Source organism: Grimontia sedimenti, from assembly GCF_011045095.1.
Lineage (GTDB): Bacteria > Pseudomonadota > Gammaproteobacteria > Enterobacterales > Vibrionaceae > Enterovibrio > Enterovibrio sedimenti.
In genome coordinates this window covers 182334-205015 of sequence record NZ_JAALDL010000009.1, presented here as the reverse complement: position 1 = coordinate 205015, position 22682 = coordinate 182334, and the positions used below count along the sequence as shown (strand labels likewise).

General features: G+C 49.6%; 22 protein-coding genes, 2 tRNA genes and 1 rRNA gene. 13 read left to right on the top strand and 12 right to left on the bottom strand.

What is annotated here, in order from left to right; translation table 11 throughout:
• Nucleotides 1-145 precede the first annotated feature (145 nt).
• The 4 genes from rrf (at nt 146) to G5S52_RS13535 (ending at nt 1458) form a co-directional block, all read left to right on the top strand.
• Nucleotides 146-261, top strand: a 5S ribosomal RNA gene (gene rrf, locus G5S52_RS13550).
• A 15-nt stretch (nt 262-276) separates the two neighbouring features.
• Nucleotides 277-353 (top strand) — tRNA-Asp (locus tag G5S52_RS13545).
• Between the two features lie 36 nt (nt 354-389).
• Nucleotides 390-466, top strand: a tRNA-Trp gene (locus G5S52_RS13540).
• A 134-nt stretch (nt 467-600) separates the two neighbouring features.
• Complete coding sequence (locus G5S52_RS13535) at nt 601-1458, top strand: endonuclease/exonuclease/phosphatase family protein (RefSeq protein ID WP_165014653.1); 858 nt, start codon at nt 601-603, stop codon at nt 1456-1458.
• 15 nt (nt 1459-1473) lie between these two features.
• Here the strand turns inward: G5S52_RS13535 and focA are convergent, their stop codons facing one another.
• Nucleotides 1474-2931 carry a formate transporter FocA gene (focA, locus tag G5S52_RS13530; RefSeq protein WP_165014650.1) on the bottom strand — a complete coding sequence of 486 codons (1458 nt, stop codon included), beginning with the start codon at nt 2929-2931 and terminating at the stop codon, nt 1474-1476.
• A 219-nt stretch (nt 2932-3150) separates the two neighbouring features.
• Between focA and G5S52_RS13525 the strand changes: the two genes are divergently transcribed.
• Entirely contained in the window at nt 3151-4056 is a 906-nt protein-coding gene (locus G5S52_RS13525; RefSeq protein WP_002537981.1) for a LysR substrate-binding domain-containing protein, read from the top strand.
• Nucleotides 4057-4121: 65 nt separating this feature from the next.
• Here G5S52_RS13525 and G5S52_RS13520 read toward each other — a convergent pair whose 3' ends face one another.
• Together G5S52_RS13520 and gloB are read right to left on the bottom strand one after the other, a co-directional pair.
• Nucleotides 4122-5693, bottom strand: a complete 1572-nt coding sequence (locus G5S52_RS13520; protein WP_205743894.1) for a lytic transglycosylase — start codon at nt 5691-5693, stop codon at nt 4122-4124.
• A 71-nt stretch (nt 5694-5764) separates the two neighbouring features.
• Complete coding sequence (gene gloB / locus G5S52_RS13515; RefSeq protein ID WP_165014647.1) at nt 5765-6523, bottom strand: hydroxyacylglutathione hydrolase; 759 nt, start codon at nt 6521-6523, stop codon at nt 5765-5767.
• 31 nt (nt 6524-6554) lie between these two features.
• On the opposite strand from gloB, the gene G5S52_RS13510 reads away from it, so the two are divergent.
• A complete protein-coding gene (locus tag G5S52_RS13510) occupies nt 6555-7280 on the top strand; it encodes a methyltransferase domain-containing protein (RefSeq protein ID WP_046302852.1) in 726 nt (241 codons plus the stop codon).
• Between the two features lie 5 nt (nt 7281-7285).
• On the opposite strand, the gene rnhA is transcribed toward G5S52_RS13510, so the two are convergent.
• Nucleotides 7286-7753, bottom strand: a complete 468-nt coding sequence (rnhA, locus tag G5S52_RS13505) for a ribonuclease HI (RefSeq protein WP_046302853.1) — start codon at nt 7751-7753, stop codon at nt 7286-7288.
• A 51-nt stretch (nt 7754-7804) separates the two neighbouring features.
• Here rnhA and dnaQ point away from each other — a divergent pair, with 51 nt between their 5' ends.
• Both dnaQ and G5S52_RS13495 read left to right on the top strand, forming a co-directional pair.
• Nucleotides 7805-8548, top strand: coding sequence for a DNA polymerase III subunit epsilon (gene dnaQ, locus G5S52_RS13500; RefSeq protein ID WP_165014644.1), 744 nt, complete (start codon nt 7805-7807; stop codon nt 8546-8548).
• Nucleotides 8545-9828, top strand: a complete 1284-nt coding sequence (locus G5S52_RS13495; protein ID WP_165014639.1) for a TIGR03503 family protein — start codon at nt 8545-8547, stop codon at nt 9826-9828. The genes dnaQ and G5S52_RS13495 overlap by 4 nt, the downstream gene beginning before the upstream one ends.
• A 67-nt stretch (nt 9829-9895) precedes the next feature.
• On the opposite strand, the gene fadE is transcribed toward G5S52_RS13495, so the two are convergent.
• Nucleotides 9896-12346 (bottom strand): acyl-CoA dehydrogenase FadE, encoded by a 2451-nt coding sequence (fadE, locus tag G5S52_RS13490; protein ID WP_165014636.1) that lies wholly within the window; start codon nt 12344-12346, stop codon nt 9896-9898.
• Nucleotides 12347-12677: 331 nt separating this feature from the next.
• Between fadE and lpcA the strand changes: the two genes are divergently transcribed.
• Nucleotides 12678-13256, top strand: coding sequence for a D-sedoheptulose 7-phosphate isomerase (gene lpcA / locus G5S52_RS13485; RefSeq protein ID WP_002537972.1), 579 nt, complete (start codon nt 12678-12680; stop codon nt 13254-13256).
• A 15-nt stretch (nt 13257-13271) separates the two neighbouring features.
• Nucleotides 13272-14096: a class II glutamine amidotransferase gene (locus G5S52_RS13480; protein ID WP_165014633.1), complete on the top strand. Its 825-nt coding sequence runs from the start codon at nt 13272-13274 to the stop codon at nt 14094-14096.
• Between the two features lie 65 nt (nt 14097-14161).
• Here G5S52_RS13480 and purN read toward each other — a convergent pair whose 3' ends face one another.
• Entirely contained in the window at nt 14162-14797 is a 636-nt protein-coding gene (purN, locus tag G5S52_RS13475) for a phosphoribosylglycinamide formyltransferase (RefSeq protein WP_165014630.1), read from the bottom strand.
• Nucleotides 14798-14799: 2 nt separating this feature from the next.
• The gene (gene purM, locus G5S52_RS13470; RefSeq protein WP_165014627.1) at nt 14800-15843 is read right to left on the bottom strand and encodes a phosphoribosylformylglycinamidine cyclo-ligase; all 1044 of its coding nucleotides are present in this window, start codon (nt 15841-15843) and stop codon (nt 14800-14802) included.
• 190 nt (nt 15844-16033) lie between these two features.
• Between purM and upp the strand changes: the two genes are divergently transcribed.
• On the top strand, nt 16034-16660 hold the full coding sequence (upp, locus tag G5S52_RS13465) for a uracil phosphoribosyltransferase (RefSeq protein WP_002537967.1): 627 nt from the start codon (nt 16034-16036) through the stop codon (nt 16658-16660).
• A 66-nt stretch (nt 16661-16726) separates the two neighbouring features.
• Here the strand turns inward: upp and G5S52_RS13460 are convergent, their stop codons facing one another.
• Complete coding sequence (locus G5S52_RS13460) at nt 16727-17968, bottom strand: uracil-xanthine permease family protein (RefSeq protein ID WP_165014624.1); 1242 nt, start codon at nt 17966-17968, stop codon at nt 16727-16729.
• A gap of 262 nt (nt 17969-18230) precedes the next feature.
• Here G5S52_RS13460 and G5S52_RS13455 point away from each other — a divergent pair, with 262 nt between their 5' ends.
• Nucleotides 18231-19340 (top strand): DUF2066 domain-containing protein, encoded by a 1110-nt coding sequence (locus G5S52_RS13455; protein ID WP_165014621.1) that lies wholly within the window; start codon nt 18231-18233, stop codon nt 19338-19340.
• 80 nt (nt 19341-19420) lie between these two features.
• Here G5S52_RS13455 and G5S52_RS13450 read toward each other — a convergent pair whose 3' ends face one another.
• From G5S52_RS13450 to bepA, 4 genes are read right to left on the bottom strand one after another with little or no spacing between them, the layout of a single operon-like run.
• Nucleotides 19421-19834, bottom strand: coding sequence for a DUF2069 domain-containing protein (locus G5S52_RS13450; RefSeq protein ID WP_165014618.1), 414 nt, complete (start codon nt 19832-19834; stop codon nt 19421-19423).
• A 17-nt stretch (nt 19835-19851) separates the two neighbouring features.
• Complete coding sequence (wrbA, locus tag G5S52_RS13445) at nt 19852-20433, bottom strand: NAD(P)H:quinone oxidoreductase (RefSeq protein WP_165014616.1); 582 nt, start codon at nt 20431-20433, stop codon at nt 19852-19854.
• Nucleotides 20433-20777 carry an arsenate reductase (glutaredoxin) gene (gene arsC / locus G5S52_RS13440; protein ID WP_165014613.1) on the bottom strand — a complete coding sequence of 115 codons (345 nt, stop codon included), beginning with the start codon at nt 20775-20777 and terminating at the stop codon, nt 20433-20435. The genes wrbA and arsC overlap by 1 nt, the downstream gene beginning before the upstream one ends.
• A gap of 42 nt (nt 20778-20819) precedes the next feature.
• On the bottom strand, nt 20820-22277 hold the full coding sequence (bepA, locus tag G5S52_RS13435; protein WP_165014671.1) for a beta-barrel assembly-enhancing protease: 1458 nt from the start codon (nt 22275-22277) through the stop codon (nt 20820-20822).
• A 171-nt stretch (nt 22278-22448) separates the two neighbouring features.
• Between bepA and G5S52_RS13430 the strand changes: the two genes are divergently transcribed.
• The gene (locus G5S52_RS13430; protein ID WP_002537956.1) at nt 22449-22670 is read left to right on the top strand and encodes a sulfurtransferase TusA family protein; all 222 of its coding nucleotides are present in this window, start codon (nt 22449-22451) and stop codon (nt 22668-22670) included.
• Nucleotides 22671-22682: the final 12 nt, after the last annotated feature.

Sequence of the window (22682 nt, the reverse complement as noted above, 5' to 3'; positions counted from 1 at the left end):
CTGCGAGGCGTTGAGCTAACTGATACTAATTGCCCGTGAGGCTTAACCATACAACACCCAAGGGGTTTTGACGGACTCGAAGAGAACATTGAATGTGTAAGAACGAGAACAAACAAAGTCACTTTCCAAGATTTTAACGAATTTGCTTGGCGACCATAGCGTTATGGACCCACCTGACTCCATGCCGAACTCAGTAGTGAAACGTAACAGCGCCGATGGTAGTGTGGGGTCTCCCCATGTGAGAGTAGGACATCGCCAGGCATCCAATTTAAGTGTGGAGCGGTAGTTCAGTTGGTTAGAATACCGGCCTGTCACGCCGGGGGTCGCGGGTTCGAGTCCCGTCCGCTCCGCCACTTCTTAAAGAGAAGCTAACTCTTAAAAACAGCAACAGGGGTGTAGCTCCAATTGGCAGAGCAGCGGATTCCAAATCCGCGTGTTGGGGGTTCGAATCCCTCCACCCCTGCCACCTTTAAGCCTCAGCAGTAATGCTGGGGCTTTTTTGCATTTTGGTGTTTGGCTTTGCTCTTAAATCCCTGTGCGGGAGTGACTGTTTATGTGTATCCTTCAGGCTGGTTTAGTTCTCAAACACTAATCGGCACTATGAATCAACTTCGAAGCCTTTGGGTTATTCTCTCTACCGCATTTCTTCTACTAGGTATTGCTCTCGTCTACTTTCTTGTTGATGTCCCTGACTCACCTCAGCTTGCTTCAGGGCAAGGTGCTGTGAAATGCCGCGAGTATAAAAGTTCTTCGGAGATTGATGTATCGAAGCCTTTGAACATCGCTGTATGGAATATCTATAAACAGCAGTTGGAAGGTTGGGATACTGAACTTAAGTCGCTGGCGGCGGACAACACCATCATTTTGCTTCAGGAAGCGCAAACCAAACCACAAATGCTTAGCTATCTAGAACAAAGTGGCTGGCATAGTAATCAGGCTTATGCTTTTGCGATTAATGGGGAAATAGCAGGCGTGATGACGTTGTCTGAAGCTATTCCAGAGAAAGTCTGTGCTTATACCAAGGTTGAACCCTACTTACGATTACCAAAGAGTGCGTTGTACAGTGCTTTCCCGCTTTCCAATGGGGAAGTGTTGTCTGTGATTAACCTTCACAGTATCAATTTTACTTATGGCGTGACTGAGTACTCTGAGCAACTGGATGTGTTGGTAGAAGCGGTAGAGCCACTTAAGGGGCCTTTGATTATTGCAGGAGACTTAAACACCTGGAGTAATGAACGACTGTCTGTCGTGAGAGATAAGTTAAGTTCAATTGGGCTAAAGGAAGCGAATTTTCAGCCAGATGAAAGGCTACGGGTTTTCAGCCATCCGTTGGACCACGTATTTTATCGTGGTGTGACGTTACAGCACGCTAAATCTATCGATACTCCCGCCTCCGATCACGCGAGGCTCGAAGCGAGCTTTGTGTTTGATGAGGCAAAAGAAAAAGGCAGCGATTAACGCTGCCTTTCTTTTTCAGACTGCCTGCGACATTTGACTGATTGTTTCATTCGCATTGTAGAGTGGGCGCATCGCTTTCAATACATCTGAGCGAGAGATTACGCCAACCAGACGATTGTTTTCCAGTACTGGAAGGATATGAGGTTTACTCATTTTCGCTTCACAAACGCGGTCTTTAAGTGGTTTATAGCTTAGGCTGGTTGCAATACCCATATCAGAAACAGGAAAGGCTTTTTCTTTGTCGACGACTAAAAATTCAGCGACATCAATCAGGCTTTCGTTGGCGCTAAGAGCTGTCACATCGTCGTTCATTAAGTCGCCTACGCATTGTTCTGCATCTGGTAGGTAGTCCTCACACCATAGGTTGACCATCACATCGTGCACTGAGAAGAAGCCGACCACGTGCAGTTGATTGTCGCAAACCGGAGCACCAGTCAGTTGGTTTGAAAGCAGCACATCAATAGCATCTGCAGTGCGATCAGTGGCTTTCAATACGATAGGGCTGGTATTCATCAGATCTTTAACTTTCATTTTGTTCATCATGGCAGAATCCTTACTGGCTTTATTGAGTGTCACTGGCGAGTTGACGGCCAGCATTTCAGGTTGTTGCATTTGCTTTGTATAAATCCCCCAGTTGGCAAGGCCAACCAGTACAGCACCACCGACAACGTTGCCAAGCGTCACTGGGATAAGGTTATTAACGATAAAGTGGGAAACAGTTAAGTCAGCGTAACTTGATGCTGATACACCTAATTGCGTCCAGAAAGCGTCCGGTGAAAAGTGAGAAATGACGATACCCAGCGGAACCATAAACATGTTGGCGATACTGTGCTCGAAACCGCTGGACACGAACATGGCGACCGGCAGCATAGTCATCACAGCTTTGACGACAGGATTTGCAGAGCAAAAGGTTAGCCAAATCGCTGTGCAGACAAGAATGTTACAGAGCACGCCGAGCGTGAAAGCTTCAAGCCAAGTGTGATGGAGCTTATGCTGCGCTATATTGAGTGCATTCAGCCCCCATTGACCGCCATCCAACTGGTATAGCCCTGCTGCTGTTACCAGCGCTAGCAAAATCATCGCGCCGATAAAGTTGCCTAGGTAGACCTTGCCCCAGGTACTGAAAAGCTTTCCGATGCCTACCTGGTTGTTGGCCCAGGAGATACTAGAAAGTACTGTGCTGGTAAACAGCTCGCCTTCAAAGATCACTATAAGTATCAGGCCCATACTGAATGCGAGTCCGCCAATCAGCCTGGTCATTCCCCAACTTGCGCTGTCATTACCTGTGGTGACTGTGATGTAGAAAAGAAACGCGAGGCCGATAAAGGCGCCAGCTAGCACAGCGAGACTGATGGTGGCTCCACTTCTTTTGCTGATTTTCTTCAGTGCATAGCGCTCTGCCTCGGACATCATTTCAGCCGCAGAGAAGCCTTTCACTGAGACGAAGTCGTGATCAGAATACGCAGTTGTCATTTCTTCCCCTCCTGTGTTGTTTCATGGTGTTTTCCTTTTTCTTCGAGTCGGGCGGTATACCTGACTTCCCTTTCAGAGTAAGTGTGATTGAGTGGTCAAGTACAATTGATAATCCTTTGCTTTGTATTCAATTTTATTGATGAATTTTTTAGGGTGAGTACAATAAACCCATAAAAATAAAGAGGTTTAACGTTCGCTGCTTTTCTGGGGAGGGAAGTCATGCGCTATTCACTTAAACAACTGGCAGTTTTCGATGCCGTTGCGGATTGCGGCAGCGTCAGTCAGGCGGCAGATTTACTGGCTTTGACCCAGTCTGCGACCAGTATGTCGCTGTCTCAGCTCGAGAAAATGTTGGGCAGGCCGCTTTTTGAAAGGAAAGGGAAACGTCTTATCCTGACGCATTGGGGAGCATGGCTTCGACCAAAGGCCAAGCGGTTGTTGAGAGACGCCAAGCAGATTGAAATGGGCTTCTATGACCAGCACCTGTTGAGCGGCGAAATCCGCCTTGGGGCAAGTCAAACCCCAGCAGAACACCTGGTTCCGGACCTTATCAGTATTATTGATAATGACTTTCCAGAAATTCGAATTTCCTTAGGCGTGCGAAGTACCAGCTCTATTATTCAGGGTGTATTGGATTACCGCTATGATCTGGGGATTATTGAAGGTCGTGTAGATGACAATCGTCTGCATCAGGAGCCATGGTGCACGGATCACCTAACGATTGTGGCAGCGGCTCATCATCCTTTTGCCAAACGTGAACGCGTAAGTATGGCGCAGCTGGAGCAGGCGCAATGGATTTTGCGTGAACATGGTTCGGGAACAAGAATGGCTTTTGAGAGCGCAATTTCTCGCCATATCGCTGACCTTGATGTTTGGCGCGAGTATGAACATATTCCAGTTATCCGAAGTCTTGTTGCCAATGGGCCTTATGTTACGTGCTTACCTTACTTAGATGTTGAGCAGTATATTGAAGACGGAAAGTTGGTGGCGCTGAACGTACCAGAGTTAGATATCTCACGTTCACTTTCTTTTGTATGGCGGGCCGATATGGCGGAAAACCCGGTGGTGGATTGCTTTAAGCGGGAAGGTATCAGGATGATGAAGCGACACCCTATGGTGATGTAATCAATTTTGTTGATACAAAAAAGCGCGCAGCGAAAACGCTGCGCGCTTTTTTTACAAACTAGAAGCTAAGCGCTCACTTTGGTGACATCGATATACAGTTTCAGTTTTTGTCCTGGCTGGATATATGCGTTCTTCTTCAGCGAGTTCCATTTCACCAGATCGGACACGGACACCTTGTAGCGTGCTGCAATGCCGCTCAGTGAATCACCTTCACGGATTTGGTAGAAAATAGTGCGAATACGTGCGCCTTCATCGGCTTTTTTCCAAATCACCAAGTCCTGACCAATACGCAGCGGATCTTTCGGTGCCATACCGTTCCAGCGTGCCAGCGAAGTATGTGACACGCCGTGCTTGCGTGCGATCGTCCAGAAACTATCACCTTTTTGAACGGTATGAGTAAGTTTGATATCACCACGTTTCTTACTGGTCAGTTTGGCCAGACGCTGTGGTGCACTTAGCGTGTACTGACCTTCATCTTTTAGGGACACAGGAATCAGTAGGTGCTCGCCTACACGGATATTGGTGCCTTTTAAGCTATTGGCACGTTGAATGACTTTGACCGTTGTATTGTGGCGTTTTGCAATCAGACCCAGAGAGTCACCGCTTTTCACTTTATAGCGGGTCACTTTCACGCCCTGATTATTGTTTTCCGTTAGGTTGCTATTAAAGCGAGCCACATTATCTTTAGGTAACAGCAAGTGGCTTGCACCGTCTGGTGCTGTCGCCCAGTGGTTATAAGCAGGGTTCAGGCTTTGAAGCTCAGACAGAGACAGGCCAGCGTAGTTAGCTGCCAGCGCCAAGTCCATCTGCACACCTGGCTCTACTTGTTCAACCACAGGTTTATTGGCAATCGCTGGCAGATCCAAACCATAACGTTCTTTGTTCTTGACCACATCTGCAACGGCGATCAGCTTGGGTACATAGCCGCTGGTTTCCTTTGGTAAGGACAGATGCCAGAAGTCAGTTGGCAGCCCTTTGGCTTTGTTCTTTTTGATTGCTCTGAACACGCGACCTTCACCGGTGTTATAAGCGGCCAGCGCATGTAGCCAGTCACCATCAAATTTCTTGTGAAGGTATTCCAGCAAATCTAATGCAGCATCCGTTGAAGCGACGACATCACGGCGACCGTCATACCACCAGTTTTGTTCCAGGCCAAAGCGGCGGCCTGTGTCTGGAACAAATTGCCATAAACCCGCTGCGCGGCCATGGGAGTACGCAAATTGATCAAATGAGCTTTCTACGACTGGCAGAAGCGCGATCTCGAGTGGAATGCCGCGCTCTTCAACTTTTTCAGTGATGAGATACAGGAAAGGTTCAGCGCGTTCAGAGACTGTTTTGAGGTGTTGCGGATGCTTTAAGTACCAGTTGCGGTAGTAATTAACTCGCTTGTTTTCAGGTACGGGCATCTCAAGTTGCATGGCAATCCGTTCCCAGACATCGTCCTGCGTTTGAGGCGTGATGACAGGTTTGGTCTCCTCGACCTTTTCGGTTTCAACTGGCGTCTGAACGATGTCAGTCTTTAGGAGCGCTTCTTCCTGTTGCTCTGGCGTGTTAGTCGTGGTTGCGACATCACTTTGGCCGGTAATCTGGCATCCTGCGAGGAACATCGATCCCACTAACACATAACGGAACTTCATTAATCTCTGACCTTTCAAAAAATGGCCGATGATGATACTCGGCCGGAACTCCTGCTTACAAGTGACTTGTGTCAAAATTCATCTTTCCAGCGTCTGAGCGCCGCAAAAGTTTCGGTATCCGTAGAGTCAGTCGCACCTTGGCTTACCGCTGCTTTGACACTGTCGATGTGGGCGCGTAGGAAAGGGTTGATACACTTTTCTTTCCCAATCGAACTCGGCAAAGTGGGGATGTTTTTCTCCCGAAGTGCCTTAGCTTCAACAACATATTCGTTAAGCGCAGTATTGTTCGGTTCGACCGCGAGAGCAAATTTCAGGTTTGAAAGCGTGTATTCATGCGCACAAAACACCAGTGTGTCATCCGGTAAAGACGCCAGATGTGTCAAGGACTGGTGCATTTGTTTTGGGAGGCCTTCAAACAGCCGACCGCAACCTGCAGAAAATAGCGTATCCCCGCAAAACAGCATTCCCTCAGCGTAATAAGCAATGTGGTCGAGTGTATGTCCCGGAACGTGGAAAACTGTAAAGTCAGTGTTGAACAGTGTAAAACTCTGACCGTGTTTGAGAGGATGGTTGACCATAGGGAAACGGTCGGTCGCTGGGCCATAAATGGAGAGGGCTGGGAAGTGTTCCAGCAGGGTGCGGATACCGCCAATATGGTCATTGTGATGATGAGTGACCAGTATCCCATCCAGCTCCAGCCCTTCATTATTAAGGGCTTCAAGTACAGGCGTGGCATCACCGGGATCGACGACAACACAATGATTGTCATCATTTTTTAGCAGCCAGATGTAATTGTCATTGAATGCAGGTATGCTTGTTACAGATAGCATTGAATCTCTCCAGCTATAACTCTAAAACACTATGAAACCAGCACGCAGCCAACGTCCACTGGAATACCCGTACACTTGGGACCAATTCGCGCACGGCGAATGGGCGTGCACGCACGTGCAAACGCGGCTGGACGAGTGGTTGCCACGCTTGTTTGGTTACCACATGCTGAAACTTGGTGGCCTCAGCTGTGAGATGGTGACCGGGCATTGTAACATTCAGCATCAGGTCTGTATCGACAAGCTCAATCCTTTGCGGAACATGGAGGCCGAGAACTACGACCTGCCTTTTCTCGACAAAGCCTTTGACGTTTGCATTCTCGCCAACCAACTTGACTACACGGATGACCCTCACCGATTGCTGCGTGAGATCGACAGAGTCATGATAGACGATGGCTATCTGATCCTTTCAGGAGTTAATCCCAGTAGTTTGATGGGGATCGGCCGATTGATACCTTGGCGCAAGAATCGACTGCCTTGGAATGGACGAATGTTTACGCCATTGCGGGTGAGGGACTGGTTGGGAGTGTTAAACTACGAAATCGTTGAAATGTCGTGTTTCGGACTGATTCCGGCAACACGCCACCGTACGTGCGGCGTATGGTTTGAAAATGCCTGTTCGGGGCTTCTGCCTGCTATTGGCTCGCTCTATTTCATTGTTGCCCGTAAGCGAACTTATCCGCTGAAACCTATTAAACCGAAGTGGAAGCTGAAAAAATCGCTGTCGCCGGTGAGTGTGAACTACCGCACCGGCGGATAAGAGGTTTATTCAGAAGGAATGTAACCTTCGTCTGGCCCTGTCGGGTTTTCTGCCGCTGTTCTTGCCAGTTCATCACAGCGCTCATTTTCTGGATGACCTGCATGACCTTTCACCCATTGCCAATCCACAGTGTGGCGCTGGGTTTCGGTATCCAGACGCTGCCATAGGTCAGCATTTTTTACTGGCTTTTTATCTGCGGTTTTCCAACCACGTTTCTTCCAATTGTGTATCCACTGGGTGATCCCCTGACGCACGTATTGACTGTCTGTGGTCAGCGTGACGTTGCAAGACTCTTTCAGGCTCGCCAGACCCACAATGGCCGCCAGCAGTTCCATGCGGTTATTGGTGGTGAGCGCAAAGCCTTCGCTCATCTCTTTCTCGTGTTGTTTATAACGCATGACCACGCCATAACCACCCGGTCCTGGATTACCGAGACAAGAACCGTCCGTGAAAATTTCTACCTGCTTGACCATATTTGTTAGTATCTGTGGAAATTAATCGCCAAGTCTGACACAAGTGCCGCTATGAAAGCCAGTTACGACAGAATTATCGTTCTCGATACCGAAACCACGGGTATGAACCGTGAAGGTGGTCCCCATTACGAAGGGCACCGCATCATTGAAATCGGCGCGGTGGAAATCATCAACCGCAAGCTGACCGGTCGCCATTTCCACGTGTACATCAAACCCGATCGAGAAATCGATCCGGAAGCGATTTCCGTACACGGTATTACCGATCAGTTTTTGCGTGATAAGCCGGAATACGGCGATATTCATGCCGAATTCCTAGATTTTATCAAAGGCGCGGAACTTGTTGCCCACAACGCGCCCTTTGATACCGGCTTCATGGACTATGAATTCCAGATGCTGGATCCGTCGATTGGCAAAACCGACGACTTCTGCAAGGTGACCGATACCCTTGCCATGGCGAAGAAGATATTCCCGGGCAAGCGGAATAACCTTGATATTCTCTGTGAACGTTACGGCATAGACAACTCGCACCGTACCCTACACGGCGCATTGCTCGATGCCGAGATTCTGGCTGATGTATACCTGTTGATGACAGGTGGCCAGACAACGCTCAAGTTCAGTGGTAGTGATTCAAACGAAGAAGGCGATGAAAGTGAAGCCATTCGACGTGTCGAAGCCGGTACGAAAAAACTAAAGATTATCAGTGCCTCTGCCGATGAACTAAGTGAACATGAAAAGCAGCTCGATATCATCGAAAAGAATGGCAGCTGTTTGTGGAGGCAACAGGAGAGTGTATGAAAACAAGGTGGGCTGGGTTGCTGCTCACTCTGCTGATGGCGTTCAACGTCGCAGCGGAGCAGACATCGGATCGAGACATACGGTTACTGAATAATCGTTTCCGTATCGATTCCACCATTACTCAGGTTGCCTTTGTTATCTATCGCCAAAAACCCAGTCAGCCGGTTGTGCTTGTGCAGCCGGATGGCTCCAAGCTATATGAATTCCGTCATCCCGATAATGTTTCATGGCATAAAGAGGCGGACATGGACATTATTTCGATTCAAAACCCAATGCCAGGCCCGTGGCAGGCAATTGGTAAAGTCACTCCTGAAAACAAAATCCGTATTCTCTCCGAACTCAGTATGAAGGTAGATACCTTCCCAAGCCGTCTCTACCAAGGCGAAACCCTGAAGTTTACCGCCCGTTTAATGCAAGGTGATGTGCCACTGAATCTCAGGGATTTTCTCGATCGTGTTGAATTGACCGTTACCTTTACAGAGTATCTGGAAAGTGTGGATGACATTCCGGTGGATCAGCGCCCGCAGGAAATGTCTCTGGGCCGCTTCAAAGATGATGGGGCGGGGTTGGATGAATACGCCGGTGACGGCGTGTTTACCGTCGAGCTTTCTGTGAATGCTCATCCTGGAAAATATCGCGCACGGGTCACTTCAGGTAACGGCGTGTTTTTCCGCACTCTGGAGCAGGAAGTCTTGGTGTACCCAACGCCACTGATGGCGACCTTTAAACAAAGCCGCAAAAAAGCGCTGCCTCACCATCTTCTGGTGGAGTCTGATACCGCAAGCATAGAGCCAGGTTCAATCGCTGCACATTCGGAGTTTACGGATCCCAATGGCAAGTTATCTGTCTATCAGGGCGTAGCGGGCGAAGATTACACGGCGCTCACCGTCGATATCGATAACTTCGAAGAGCCGGGGCGTCATAAATGGCATGCATGGCTATATGGTACGGATAAGCTTTCCGGACGCCCTTTGATGTTCCATCTTCCTGAGCAGACGTTTGCCGTGGCAGATTATGAGGCGATCGAGCAGGCGAAGATCGAGCGTGAAGAGCGCGAAGCGGAGCGTAAGCGTATAGAAGATGAGCGCATTGCGGCTGAGAAACGTGAAGCAGACAGAAAGATGGCAATGATCACCATTATTGGTGGCAACATCTTGCTGCTTATCTTGGCGGTCGGTGGCTGGTTCGTCGTTCGTATGATCAAGCGTAAGAAGCTTGCTGCAGAAACGGAAGAGGAGCTGGAAGCACCGCCACCGGAAGAGCCGGACAAAGCGGCTTAATCCGTTTATTCAGTGCAAAGAAAAAGGAGAAGCTAAGCTTCTCCTTTTGTCGTTATCGGGTTTGATGTTAAGCAGCGTGTACCACTTTATCCAACGCTTTGCTCGCTGCTGCGAGCTCTGCAGGGTCAAAATCGTCAACATTGATAGTTTCGAGGCGACCTTCCTCTGCAATACGCAGGGTGTCTGCTTCTTTCTCTGAAATTACACCTTCACGAAGACCAATTTCAGCCACCTTGTCCAGGAACATAAACGGCAGTTTTTGACCTGTCGAATCGCACACTTTCTGGTAGACAGGCTCTGCGGCAAGGATATCCAGCAGGGCTTTTTCAATCTTACCTACCGCATTGTGCTCAGAGGCTTCAAGGAATTGGCCACGGCCAATACGGCTGCGGGTTTCACCTGGGGTTTGCAGAATCGCAGCCACTTTACCATCCAGTAAATCGCTTGGTTTGGTGCGACGGGTGCCGAATGGGAATAGCAGAGCACGCAGCGGTGCAGCTACCCAGCGGGCAGGGAAGTTGGCAAGGAAATCATCCAGTGCTTCTTCAGTTTGGTACATAGCATCTTGCATGCCCCAGTGAACCAAAGGCAGATCCGCTTTTTGGTAACCTTCGTCGGCATAGCGCTTCATGGTTGCCGAAGCCAAATACAATTGACTCAGAACATCACCCAGACGCGCTGAAAGACGCTCTTTACGCTTCAGGTTGCCACCCAGCACTGCCATTGAGATGTCAGATAACAGGGCGAGGTTAGATGCGTAGCGGTTCATCTGTTGGTAGTAGCGTGCCGTTTCGTCTTTACGTGGCACGCTGGAAGTGCGGCCATCAGTCAGGCCCAGCCAGACCGAACGAACCAGGTTACTGATCACAAAGCCAACATGGCCAAACAATGCCTGGTCAAATTCTGCCAAAGCTTCGCGCTCGTCTTCTTTGTAAGCGGCGTTTATTTCTTCCAGAACGAATGGATGACAACGGATAGCGCCTTGACCGAAGATGATCATCGAGCGGGTCAGAATGTTCGCACCTTCAACCGTAATGGCAATCGGTGCACCTTGATAACCGCGGGCTAGGAAGTTTTTCGGGCCGATACAGATACCTTTACCGCCGACGACGTCCATAGCGTCAATCACGCCACGTTGACCGCGGTGGGTACAGTGGTATTTCACAATGGCAGAGATGACCGAAGGCTTCTCACCCAAGTCGATACCAGCCACGGTCAATGCACTGGCTGCATCCATGACATAGGCGTTACCACCGATGCGTGCCAATGGTTCTTCAATACCTTCCATTTTACCGATAGGCAATTTGAACTGACGGCGAATGCGGGCATAAGCACCAGTCGCCAGCGCAGCCGTTTTGAGGCCACCTGTCGAGTTTGAAGGCAGGGTAATACCACGGCCAACGGACAGACATTCAACCAGCATTCGCCAACCCTGGCCTGCCATTTCTGGACCACCGATAATGAAATCAAGTGGTACAAAAATATTCTCACCACGGGTAGGACCGTTTTGGAACGGCAGGTTCAGCGGGAAATGACGGCGGCCGATGTCCACGCCTTCAATATCCGTAGGGATCAGCGCACAGGTGATACCCATATCCTCCTGATCGCCCAGAAGACCTTCCGGATCTTTCAGCTTAAATGCCAGACCAAGAACGGTCGCGACTGGCGCCAGCGTGATGTAACGCTTGTTCCAGGTGATGGACATACCCAGCACTTCTTTGCCTTGCCACATGCCTTTAGTGACAACACCTTCATCCGGGATAGAACCTGCATCAGAGCCAGCTTCAGGGCTTGTCAGTGCGAAACATGGGATTTCAAGGCCATTGGCCAGGCGTGGCAGGTAGTAATCTTTCTGGTCTGTAGTGCCATAGTGTTGCAGTAGCTCACCAGGTCCCAGACTGTTTGGCACACCAACGGTGGAAGATAGCACGCCTGAAACGCCGGTCAGTTTTTGCAGGACCAGTGATTGTGCGTACGCGGAGAATTCCAGACCACCGTATTCCTTTTTGATGATCATAGCGAAGAACTTGTTGTCCTTAAGGTATTGCCAAACCTCCGGTGGTAGATCAGCCAGTTCATGGGTGACTTGGTAGTCATTGACCATGCGGCACACTTCGTTGACTGGACCGTCTAGGAATGCACGCTCTTCAGCACTCAGGCGAGGTGCAGGAATGTCATGTAGCTTGTTCCAATCTGGCGCTCCACGGAAAAGATCGGCTTCCCACCAGACGGTGCCTGCGTCAATCGCTTCTTTTTCGGTCTGAGACATTTCAGGCATCACGCCTTTAAACATCTTCAACGCTGGCTTACTCAGCCAAGACTCACGGAATGAGCGGACGTTCAAAGGAATGGCGATTGCGATGAACACCAGCCAGCTGATTTGGCCAACAATGCCCATCACAGAGCCAACAATTAACATTCCCGCAGCCGCGGCGGTGAACAGTTTCAAGCCTGCACGGTGATACGCAAGTATCGCCATCAGTGCCAGAAACGTTATCAGGTACAGGGTTGTCGCCATTTTCGGTTCTCCTTATCCTTCAACCCAATCTTATAATGGTAAGAGGTCATACCACTTAATTGTAAGCAGGTTTTTAAGAGAATGTAAAACAGTGACCGGTAAAAATGTGCACCTCACTTCACAGAGAAACATAATGAAACAGTGTTCAGTTTTCAGACGATTGTTTTTACGAGAGAAGCATAAGGTGAGGCAGATTATCGACAGCTTCATCTTTTTGCGGGTACACTGCTTCTCATATCTTCGGGCGCTTGCCCTGCTAATAAATTCTTCTGGTCGCTATCAATAGCGCGGCTGGTAATGGACGAATAAACCAATAAATAGAGAATTGCCCATGTACCAAGATCTCATTCGCTCAGAGCTTAACGAAGCAGCTCAGGTGCTTAACGCGTTTCTAAGTGACGACAAGAACATTGCAGACATCGAAGCGGCAGCGAAACTGCTGGCTGATTCCTTTAAAGCGGGCGGTAAAGTGCTGTCATGCGGTAATGGCGGTTCGCATTGTGACGCGATGCACTTTGCTGAAGAGCTGACGGGTCGTTACCGTGAAAACCGCCCTGGTTATCCGGCGATCGCAATCTCTGATCCAAGCCACCTTTCTTGTGTATCGAATGACTTTGGTTACGAATACGTTTTCTCTCGTTATGTTCAGGCGGTAGGCGCAAAAGGTGATGTGCTGTTTGGTCTATCGACTTCTGGCAATTCTGGTAACGTTTTAAAAGCGATTGATGCCGCGAAAGAGAAGGGCATGAAGAGCATTATGTTGACCGGTAAAGATGGCGGCAAAATGGCGGGCTTGGCAGACATTGAAATCCGTGTCCCACATTTCGGCTACGCGGATCGTATTCAGGAAGTGCACATCAAGATTATTCACATCCTGATCCAGCTTGTCGAAAAAGAAATGGAAAAATAAGGATAACGTAAAGGAATGTGTGAACTGCTTGGCATGAGTGCCAATGTACCAACGGACATTTGTTTTAGTTTTACCGGCTTAATTCAGCGTGGGGGGAATACAGGCCCTCACCGTGATGGCTGGGGCATTGTCTTTTATGAAGGCAAAGGGTTTAGGACTTTTAAAGATCCGAATCCGAGCTGCGACTCTAAAATAGCTGAGCTTGTTCAGAGTTATCCGATAAAAAGCTGCGCCGTGATAAGCCATATTCGTCAGGCGAACCGCGGTGAAGTCAATCTGGAAAATACTCATCCGTTTACCCGCGAAATTTGGGGACGTTACTGGACCTATGCCCACAATGGGCAATTATCAGATTACGAAGATTTGCCGACAGGACACTTCAAGCCTGTTGGGGAAACGGACAGTGAAAAAGCCTTCTGCTATTTGCTGCACGAAATTGAAAAGCATTACCCCGACAAGCCGGACGATATGACAGAAGTGTTCCGTTTTATCGCCAGCCGCTGCGATAAACTTCGTGAACTAGGCGTGTTTAACATGTTGTTCAGTGACGGTGACTATGTGATGGCGTATTGCACCAATAACCTTCACTGGATTACCCGTCGAGCCCCGTTTGGCAAAGCCAGCCTGATTGATGAAGAAGTGACGGTCGACTTTCAGGAGGAGACGACACCGAATGACGTGGTGACCGTGATTGCGACACAGCCTCTGACCAACAATGAAACCTGGCACAAGATGCAGCCGGGTGAGTATTGCGTGTTTCATTTAGGTGAAGTGAATACCTGCAACCGCGCTGATATTGCAGCACAGGCAGAAGAGGCGGCTAGCGAATCCGATTCGTAATGCCATCTTCAGACGATAAAAAACGCGCCGTAAGAGGCGCGTTTTTTGTGTCCGGTAAAACGGAATTAATCAGCTGCGTAGCCAGACTGTCCCAGCACTTCGCCATCCATCACGGCTTTTTCATCCGCCATGTTGAGTCTGCCCTGACAAAACCATTCCACCACCAATGGGTAGATACGGTGCTCTTGCTCCTGAACACGTTCGAATACACTTTCCGCATCGTCATCTTCAAAAATCGGCACTCTGGCCTGAAGAATGACGGGGCCACCGTCGAGCTCTTCTGTTACGAAATGTACTGAAGTACCGTGCTCGTCATCCCCTGCGTCAATCGCACGCTGGTGGGTGTTGAGGCCAGTGTATTTCGGCAATAGGGAAGGGTGAATGTTCAGCATCTTGCCCTGATAGTGACGGACAAACTCTGGCGTCAGGATACGCATGAAACCCGCCAACACAATGAGGTCTGGCGAGTATTCATCGATAGTAGCCATGAGCTGACTGTCATATTGGCTTCGGTCTGAAATCCCTTTGCTGGCAACTACAACTGCCTCAATCCCGGCCTCTTTCGCACGGGTAAGGCCGTATGCGTCTTCTTTGTTTGCAATAACAGCCGAAATTTCAATACCGTTATTGCCATGACAGCGATCGATGATCGCCTGAAGATTTGAGCCGTTTCCAGAAACCAGAACAACCAGCTTTTTCATGGTTACCCCTTGATCTCTACCTGTTCTTCGCCAGCCGCAGCGTTCTCGATCGTGCCCAGCAGCCATGCGCTTTCGCCTTCCTGATTCAGGATGTCGATTGCTTTCTGAGCTTGTTCTGCAGGCAGCGCAATCACAAGACCCACGCCACAGTTGAAGGTACGGTACATTTCGTGCTCGGTCACGTTACCGTTTTCTTGCAGCCAGTTAAAAATAACAGGCCATTCCCAGCTGTTGCCATCGATCACGGCTTTGGTGCCTTCGGGCAGCACGCGTGGGATGTTTTCCCAGAAACCGCCACCTGTGATGTGTGAGATAGCGTGAACATCGCAGCTTTCAAGCATCTTCAGGGCAGGCTTAACATAAATGCGGGTCGGTTCCAGCAGATGGTCAGCCAACGTCTTGCCGTCAAGCTCAGCGTTAACGTCTGCGCCTGAAACCTCGATGATCTTGCGAACAAGGCTGTAGCCGTTAGAGTGAGGACCTGATGAAGCGACAGCGATGATCGCATCACCTTGAGCGACTCTAGTGCCGTCGATCACTTCTTCTTTCTCAACGACACCAACGCAGAAACCTGCCACGTCATAATCTTCACCGTGGTACATGCCCGGCATTTCAGCAGTTTCACCGCCGATAAGCGCACAGCCAGCTTGCAAACAGCCTTCGCCAATACCGGTTACCACGTCAGCAGCTGTATCAACGTCCAGCTTGCCTGTTGCGTAGTAATCAAGGAAGAACAGTGGTTCAGCCCCCTGAACAATCAGGTCATTGACACACATTGCCACCAGGTCGATACCAATGGTGTCGTGTTTTTTCAGATCCATCGCCAGGCGAAGTTTGGTACCTACACCGTCAGTACCTGAAACCAGGACTGGCTGTTTGTATTTTGTAGGCAGTTCACAAAGTGCACCGAAACCACCGATGCCACCCATCACTTCAGGACGACGAGTGCGCTTAACAACGCCTTTAATTCTGTCGACCAGGGCGTTACCTGCATCGATATCTACACCTGCATCTTTGTAGCTTAGAGAAGACTTATTATCGCTCACTGGGGATCCTTACCGAGTTATGGACTAAAAAGCGGCGCCATTTTAACAGCGGTATTTCAAAAAGGAAAACGTTTGCGTCAGGTTCAAAGCAGCGAATTTGGCCTAAAAAAGCGCAACCAGTTGTATGTAACTATTCCACCGAATTTTCTTGTGTATAATTCGTGGAATTTGTTTTTTGCAGGAGTCTGTCATGAAAGTCGTCGAAGTTAAGCACCCGCTGGTAAAACACAAAATCGGTCTTATGCGTGAGGGTGATATCAGCACCAAGCGTTTCCGTGAGTTGGCGACAGAAGTAGGCAGCCTGCTGACCTATGAAGCGACTTCAGATTTCGAAACTGAAAAAGTGACCATTGAAGGCTGGAATGGCCCGGTTGAAATCGACCGCATCAAGGGTAAGAAAGTGACTGTTGTGCCAATCCTTCGTGCAGGTCTGGGCATGATGGATGGTGTTTTGGAGCACATTCCAAGCGCACGTATCAGCGTAGTCGGAATTTACCGTGATGAAGAAACGCTGGAACCGGTTCCTTATTTCCACAAGCTTGCGAGCAATATCAACGAGCGTATGGCGCTGGTGGTTGACCCAATGCTGGCAACCGGTGGTTCTATGATCGCAACCATCGATCTACTGAAAGAGCACGGTTGTGACAACATCAAAGTGCTTGTTCTGGTAGCTGCACCGGAAGGTATTGAAGCGCTGGAAAAAGCACACCCGGATGTAGAGCTTTACACTGCAGCAATCGACCAGAAACTGAATGACAAAGGCTACATCGTGCCTGGTCTGGGCGATGCAGGCGATAAGATTTTCGGCACCAAATAAATAGCACGAAATCGAAATATGAAAGAGGCTTCCATTTGGAAGCCTCTTTTCGTTTGGTGCGGTGAATTAATCTTCCATCTGCGCGTTGTCGACAACGTGGGTTTCACCCATGTCGTGGGGCAGGATGAGGTTCAGCAAAATCGCAACGATACCGCAAAGGCTGATACCTTGTAGGCTGAACTCGCCAATACCAAACGCCATACCGCCGATACCAAAGACCAGAGTCACAGCCACAATAGCCAGGTTACGCGCTTTGTGTAGGTCGACCTGGTTTTTGATCAGGGTGTTCAGACCGACGGTTGCGATAGAGCCGAACAGCAAAATCATGATGCCACCCATCACAGGAACGGGAATGGTCTGTAGAATCGCACCCAACTTGCCAACGAATGCCAGTACAATCGCCGTAATGGCACCCCAAGTCATGATGGCAGGGTTGAAAGCGCGGGTGAGCATTACAGCGCCTGTGACTTCACTGTAAGTGGTGTTCGGTGGTGCGCCAAACATCGAAGCGGCCATCGTCGCAACGCCATCACCTGTCATGGTGCGATGAAGCCCTGGTTTTTTCAGGTAGTCTTTGTTGATCACGTTTGAAATCGCCAGCATGTCGCCAACATGCTCAACGGCCGGCGCAATCGCTACCGGAATCATGAACAGGATTGCGTTGATGTTAAATTCCGGTGCAGTGAAGTTTGGCATCGCCAGCCACGCTGCATTTTGGACCGGAGAAAAATCAACCACGCCAAAGAAAAGCGCAACCACATAGCCTGACACGATACCTGCCAGAATCGGCACCAGCTTAAAAAAGCCTTTAGCGAACACTGACACAGCGATGGTCGTGATGAGCGAAACTGCTGAAATCCAAAGTGCTACTGAGCCATCAACCAGCTGAATGGCACCGTCGCCGGATTTACCTACCGCCATGTTGACGGCTGCAGGTGCCAGACCCAAACCAATCACCATGATCACCGGGCCAACCACCACGGGTGGAAGCAGCTTGTGGATGAAACCAACACCACGCACTTTGATAAATCCGCCCATGCACACGTACACCAAGCCTGCTGCCATTAGGCCACCCATGGTTGCTGGAATACCCCAGGTCTGAACACCGAACAAGATGGGTGCAATAAAGGCAAAAGAGGAAGCGAGGAAAATGGGGACAGAACGTTTGGTGATGATTTGGAAGAGAAGGGTACCAATACCGGCACCGAAAAGAGCGACGTTAGGGTCAAGTCCCGTAAGGAGTGGAACCAGCACCAACGCGCCAAAGGCAACAAATAGCATTTGTGCCCCTTGTAACACTTGCATCATGACGCACCTTCCTGAAGTTTAAAAAATCGCGGGATACTATCATGATTTATAGGGGCAATTAAGTGAGCTATTGCATACTGTCAGTATACTTCACACTGATAGACAAACTTTCTGTCGGAAAAAATGTCAATGAAATAGAAGAGAGCTTGAATATTAAAGGGTACGCAACTGGTATAGCGCTCAATTTCGATGTTTAGCCATTGCTGACAGTAGGGCTTCACTTTATGATCAACGTTTAAAAATCGAGTTATCTGGCAAATATATGTTACGAACCTTCATTTTCGTTTTGGCACTCGTACTGGGGCAAACCAGTGCAATGGCCGCTTCACTGTTCAGTGCTGAAGTGGTGTTGGATGACAGCGATGCAGCAACGGAACAAGCTGCGAAAGAAACAGCATTTGTTGATGTATTGATCCGCGCGTCTGGCCAGTCTGAGGTGGGTAACAATCCCGTTATTCAAAAAGCACTCCCAACGGTGAACCAATACATTACACAGCTCGGCTATGGCAATGTCGAAGGTCAACGTTCTTTGGTTCTTGGTTTTGATGACCGGAAGATCCGCACACTGTTAACGCAAGCTCAAGCGACTTACTGGGGCACTCCGCGTCCGGAAGTCCTGTTCTGGCTGGTGGAAGATAATGCTTCTCAGCGCAATGTGGTGTGGGAACAATCTGCATCTCCACTCATCAACGAGCTGAAAGCGGAAGGCGAACGCCGCGGTTTACCTGTTTTGATGCCTGTGGGTGACTTTGACGATGTGGTTGCTGTTTCTATTCCTGATCTTTGGGGTGGATTCGCAGGACCTATCGCTCAGGCAAGTGCAAGATACAACCCGGCAGGTGTTGCCGTTGTCAAAGTGCACAATAACCGCATTAGCTGGCAACTTTTCCCAAATGCAGCAAGTATCGGTCAGGATGCACCTTTTGAAGGTCGCGCTTCAGGCTCACCTGAACAAGCATTCGCCACCATGATTGATGAGATGGCTGACTTCTATGCAGGTCGCCTTGCTGTGAATCTTGGTGTTGCTGACAGTGGTGCGAAAGCGTTGGAAGTGTCTGGTCTTGATGATGCAGAAGATTTCTTTGTTATTGAACGTACATTGAAAGGCTTAAACTCAGTGGCCTCGTTGCGATTGGAGTCGATTGTTGATGGTACCGCAACTTTCCGTATCAGCCTGCTAGCGTCTGAAGACATCTTTCACAATGAGATGATGGTAGACCGTCGTCTGCGTCGTGTTGAAGTACTGCCTCAACCACTGGTGGAAGAAGCTCCTGTTGTGACCGAAAGTGTTGATGGTGTGATTGTGCCTGTTGAGCCAACACCTGTTGCAGAGCCCGCAGAAGCGGCGATTCAATATGAGTGGATTGGCTAAGCTCCCTCAAAATCCCATACGTTGGAATCAAAAAAAGCAGGTTGAGAAACCTGCTTTTTTATTGCTTGAGGTTTGTGGCTTTATTGCTCGAAACGCGCTTTTTCTTCTTTCTCAACTTGGGAAAGTTTCTTTAGTCCCAATCCTTCTTCCTGACCTTTGCGCTTGGCGTAATACACGTTGCAGACAAACGAGAAAGAAGTCAGCACCAATTCAATAGCAGCCAACCAGCGCTCTCCCACATCGACCCATAGAATGGTCAGCGCATGCAGGAAATAGAACATCAAAACGAAATTAGCCCAAGCGTGGGTATACGCTTTGCCCTTCAAAATGCCCAAAAGCGGCAATAGCAAAGGAAGTATCCAAGCGATTGCCACACCAATTGGGTTTACATGTGGGTGCGGTGAAATCACACCGTGCCACAATGCGACCCAACCAATCAGTGCCAAATACGCGCCGAGAGCCAGAGGCCTCAGAGTTGAACTTGAAGAAAACAACGGGATAACTCCTTTTATCAATCTTTGAGGCGCGCGGCTATTTCAGCCAGACGCTTACCGCCAGAAATGGCGAGGTTTTTCTCTTCAGCATCAGGCTGTCGCCGACCTTCACCCGTGATGTGTGAAGGGCCGTAGGGGGAACCGCCGCCTTTTGTTGTGTGCAGGGCGGGCTCTGAGTGAGGCAGTCCGACAATCACCATACCGTGATGAAGCAGGGGCAGCATCATAGTGTTCAGCGTGGTTTCCTGACCGCCATGTAACATCGAGCCTGATGTAAACACCATGGCTGGCTTTCCGATCAGGGTGCCGGCGAGCCACTCTTTGGCCGTGCTGTCGATAAAGTGTTTGAGTGGTGCGGCCATGTTGCCAAAGCGAACAGGACTTCCGAGCGCCAAACCATGACAAGCTTTCAAGTCCTCTATCGACACGTACGGATCTTCCGGGATCTCAGCAGATGGTGTTTCGCCAACGGAGGCAATGTCAGGGACGGTCCGCAATCTTGCCACCGCACCTGATGCTTCGATGCCACGGGCAATCAGGCGGGCAATGCTTCTTGTCCCGCCATGTCGGCTGTAATAGAGAACCAGAACCTCAGTCATTACAGAATGGTCAATACGTTTTCTGGTGGTCGGCCCATCGCCGCTTTACCGTTCGCAACAACAATCGGACGTTCGATTAGCTTAGGGTTTTCAACCATGGCTAGAATCAATTGTTCGTCTGTCGCGTCAGCCAGTTGTAGCTCTTTATAGATGGCTTCTTTGGTGCGCATCATTTGGCGTGGGGAGTCGAAGCCCAGTTGCTCTAGCAGGGTTTTAAGTGTGTCTGCAGATGGCGGCGTTTCCAGATAAGCCACAACGTCTGGCTGAATGCCTTTTTCTTCCAGTAGCGCCAATGTTTGGCGGCTCTTTGAGCAACGGGAGTTGTGGTAAATAGTGACTGACATGACAGTTCCTTTCTCGTTTTATTTTGTTGTTCGGGCGATGACTTAGCGTTGCAACTCAGCGAAACGCGCTTCCTGCACCCTGAGCTGATCTATACGTGCATCGTAGCGAGCCTGATCAAGGCTGCCAAGCTCCACAAGCTGACTGGCTTGTGTGTAATTGTTAATGGCTTTGTGCCAACGTCCTTGAAGGGCATAAAGCTCTGCTTGTGCGGCGAGCGCGCCATGGCGGACACCATGGCTGTCGTAAGCTTCCTGAAGCAATGACCAACCGTTAGTATTGGTTGGGAAACGGTGTGTCACTTTCACCAAACCTTTTATCGCTTCTTCATAACGCCCTGCTTTTACCAACACGTAATCATGGTTCAAAAGCAACACGGCATTGTTTGGTTGGGTCGCGAGCGCTTTTTCAAGACGTTTCAGGGCTGCATCATAGTGTTTCTGTGCGACATCTAAATCTGTCATCGCATCCAAATAGAAGCGATTGTTTGGCTGCGCCTTGTAAAGCGGAGCTAAAAGCTTTCCGGCTTTGTCAAACTGTCTGCTGTCGATATATACCAGTGCTTTACCGTAGTTCAATGATTGAGCGCGGGCAGGGGAGGCCTTTTTAAGCTGGCGATCGAACCAGTCGATGGCAGCCGCGCTGTCGATACCGGCAAAACGCGCGATCACACGGGCACGGGCAAGATGGTATTCCGGTGATAATGGAACAGTACGTTGCGGATATTGCTGCGCACGGGAGCGAGAGTCAGTGATACGTGAGTCTGGCAATGGGTGAGTCAGCAAAAACTGAGGTGGCTTTGATGCAAAGCGGTATTGGTCAGCCATGCGGGTGAAGAACACAGGCATGGCGTTTACATCAAACCCTGAACGTGAAAGGGTTTCCAGACCAATACGGTCGGCTTCTTTCTCGTTGCTGCGGGTGTAGTTGATTTGGCTCTGAATAGAAGCCGCAGTGGTGGCTTGAGCCGCAGCAATGCCCGCTTGGGGCGCAGCAATCGCCAGCATCAATGAACCAACCAGTGCCGCCATGGTTAGCGGTGTTTGTCTTGCTTGCTCTTCCATGGCACGGGCTAGGTGGCGCTGTGTTAAGTGTGCGATTTCGTGCGCGACCACAGAGGCGAGTTCACTTTCGCTCTGCGCATGGAGAAACAGACCTGTGTGTAAGGCAACGTGACCACCAAAAAAGGCGAAAGCATTAATGTCACGATTCCGTATCAGAAAAAACTCAAAAGGTGTTTTAACATCATTAGCATTGGCAACCAGAGATGCCCCTAAAGCGGAAATGTATTCGGACAAAACCGGGTCATTCACGATAGGCTGGCTGCCACGAAGCATCCGCATATAAGCGTCGCCGTATTCGATTTCTTTCTGGACAGTCAAGGTGCCCGCAGCGGCAGTGCCGATTTCGGGGAGATCGTTATACGACGTCGCCATCACAGGTGATGTGAGGGCAAGTGATGCAATAAGAAGGCTCGTTGTGGCTTTTTTGAAAAGCAGCATGACTGACGTTGGTGCCTCCAGCACGCGAAATCTTTGGGGTGTTGATATAGATAGACAACGAGGCGGGCGAGAGGTTCTGGCTTTCGCGGCGAGGTTGTCAGAATACCCAAACTACTTATCCGCGTTGTTTGAGTATACAATGCCGACGATAATAGCGGTCAGCGAGAAAGAATGGAAATTCAATCCCTTGATTTGCGTGAGCAGCGTTGCCCTATGGCGCTGCTTTTGGCGAAAAGAGCCTGTGCATCACTGAAGCAAGGACAGCAAATAGCGCTATACATTACGGACAGTGGCGCCTTGAAGGATATTCCCCGCTACTTGGAGAAGAGTGGTTTTGAATTTGAGTGCCAGCCTGTTCAGGGAGCGACGGTGATTAACGTCACCAAACTATAAACAGGAAACTAC

Bases quoted from the DNA above. Each gene is read 5' to 3' on its own strand.
- G5S52_RS13535 (WP_165014653.1), top strand. From the start codon at position 601: ATGAATCAACTTCGAAGCCTTTGGGTTATTCTCTCTACCGCATTTCTT.
- focA (WP_165014650.1), bottom strand. From the start codon at position 2,931: ATGACAACTGCGTATTCTGATCACGACTTCGTCTCAGTGAAAGGCTTC.
- G5S52_RS13525 (WP_002537981.1), top strand. From the start codon at position 3,151: ATGCGCTATTCACTTAAACAACTGGCAGTTTTCGATGCCGTTGCGGAT.
- G5S52_RS13520 (WP_205743894.1), bottom strand. From the start codon at position 5,693: ATGAAGTTCCGTTATGTGTTAGTGGGATCGATGTTCCTCGCAGGATGC.
- gloB (WP_165014647.1), bottom strand. From the start codon at position 6,523: ATGCTATCTGTAACAAGCATACCTGCATTCAATGACAATTACATCTGG.
- G5S52_RS13510 (WP_046302852.1), top strand. From the start codon at position 6,555: ATGAAACCAGCACGCAGCCAACGTCCACTGGAATACCCGTACACTTGG.
- rnhA (WP_046302853.1), bottom strand. From the start codon at position 7,753: ATGGTCAAGCAGGTAGAAATTTTCACGGACGGTTCTTGTCTCGGTAAT.
- dnaQ (WP_165014644.1), top strand. From the start codon at position 7,805: ATGAAAGCCAGTTACGACAGAATTATCGTTCTCGATACCGAAACCACG.
- G5S52_RS13495 (WP_165014639.1), top strand. From the start codon at position 8,545: ATGAAAACAAGGTGGGCTGGGTTGCTGCTCACTCTGCTGATGGCGTTC.
- fadE (WP_165014636.1), bottom strand. From the start codon at position 12,346: ATGGCGACAACCCTGTACCTGATAACGTTTCTGGCACTGATGGCGATA.
- lpcA (WP_002537972.1), top strand. From the start codon at position 12,678: ATGTACCAAGATCTCATTCGCTCAGAGCTTAACGAAGCAGCTCAGGTG.
- G5S52_RS13480 (WP_165014633.1), top strand. From the start codon at position 13,272: ATGTGTGAACTGCTTGGCATGAGTGCCAATGTACCAACGGACATTTGT.
- purN (WP_165014630.1), bottom strand. From the start codon at position 14,797: ATGAAAAAGCTGGTTGTTCTGGTTTCTGGAAACGGCTCAAATCTTCAG.
- upp (WP_002537967.1), top strand. From the start codon at position 16,034: ATGAAAGTCGTCGAAGTTAAGCACCCGCTGGTAAAACACAAAATCGGT.
- G5S52_RS13460 (WP_165014624.1), bottom strand. From the start codon at position 17,968: ATGATGCAAGTGTTACAAGGGGCACAAATGCTATTTGTTGCCTTTGGC.
- G5S52_RS13455 (WP_165014621.1), top strand. From the start codon at position 18,231: ATGTTACGAACCTTCATTTTCGTTTTGGCACTCGTACTGGGGCAAACC.
- wrbA (WP_165014616.1), bottom strand. From the start codon at position 20,433: ATGACTGAGGTTCTGGTTCTCTATTACAGCCGACATGGCGGGACAAGA.
- arsC (WP_165014613.1), bottom strand. From the start codon at position 20,777: ATGTCAGTCACTATTTACCACAACTCCCGTTGCTCAAAGAGCCGCCAA.
- bepA (WP_165014671.1), bottom strand. From the start codon at position 22,277: ATGCTGCTTTTCAAAAAAGCCACAACGAGCCTTCTTATTGCATCACTT.
- G5S52_RS13430 (WP_002537956.1), top strand. From the start codon at position 22,449: ATGGAAATTCAATCCCTTGATTTGCGTGAGCAGCGTTGCCCTATGGCG.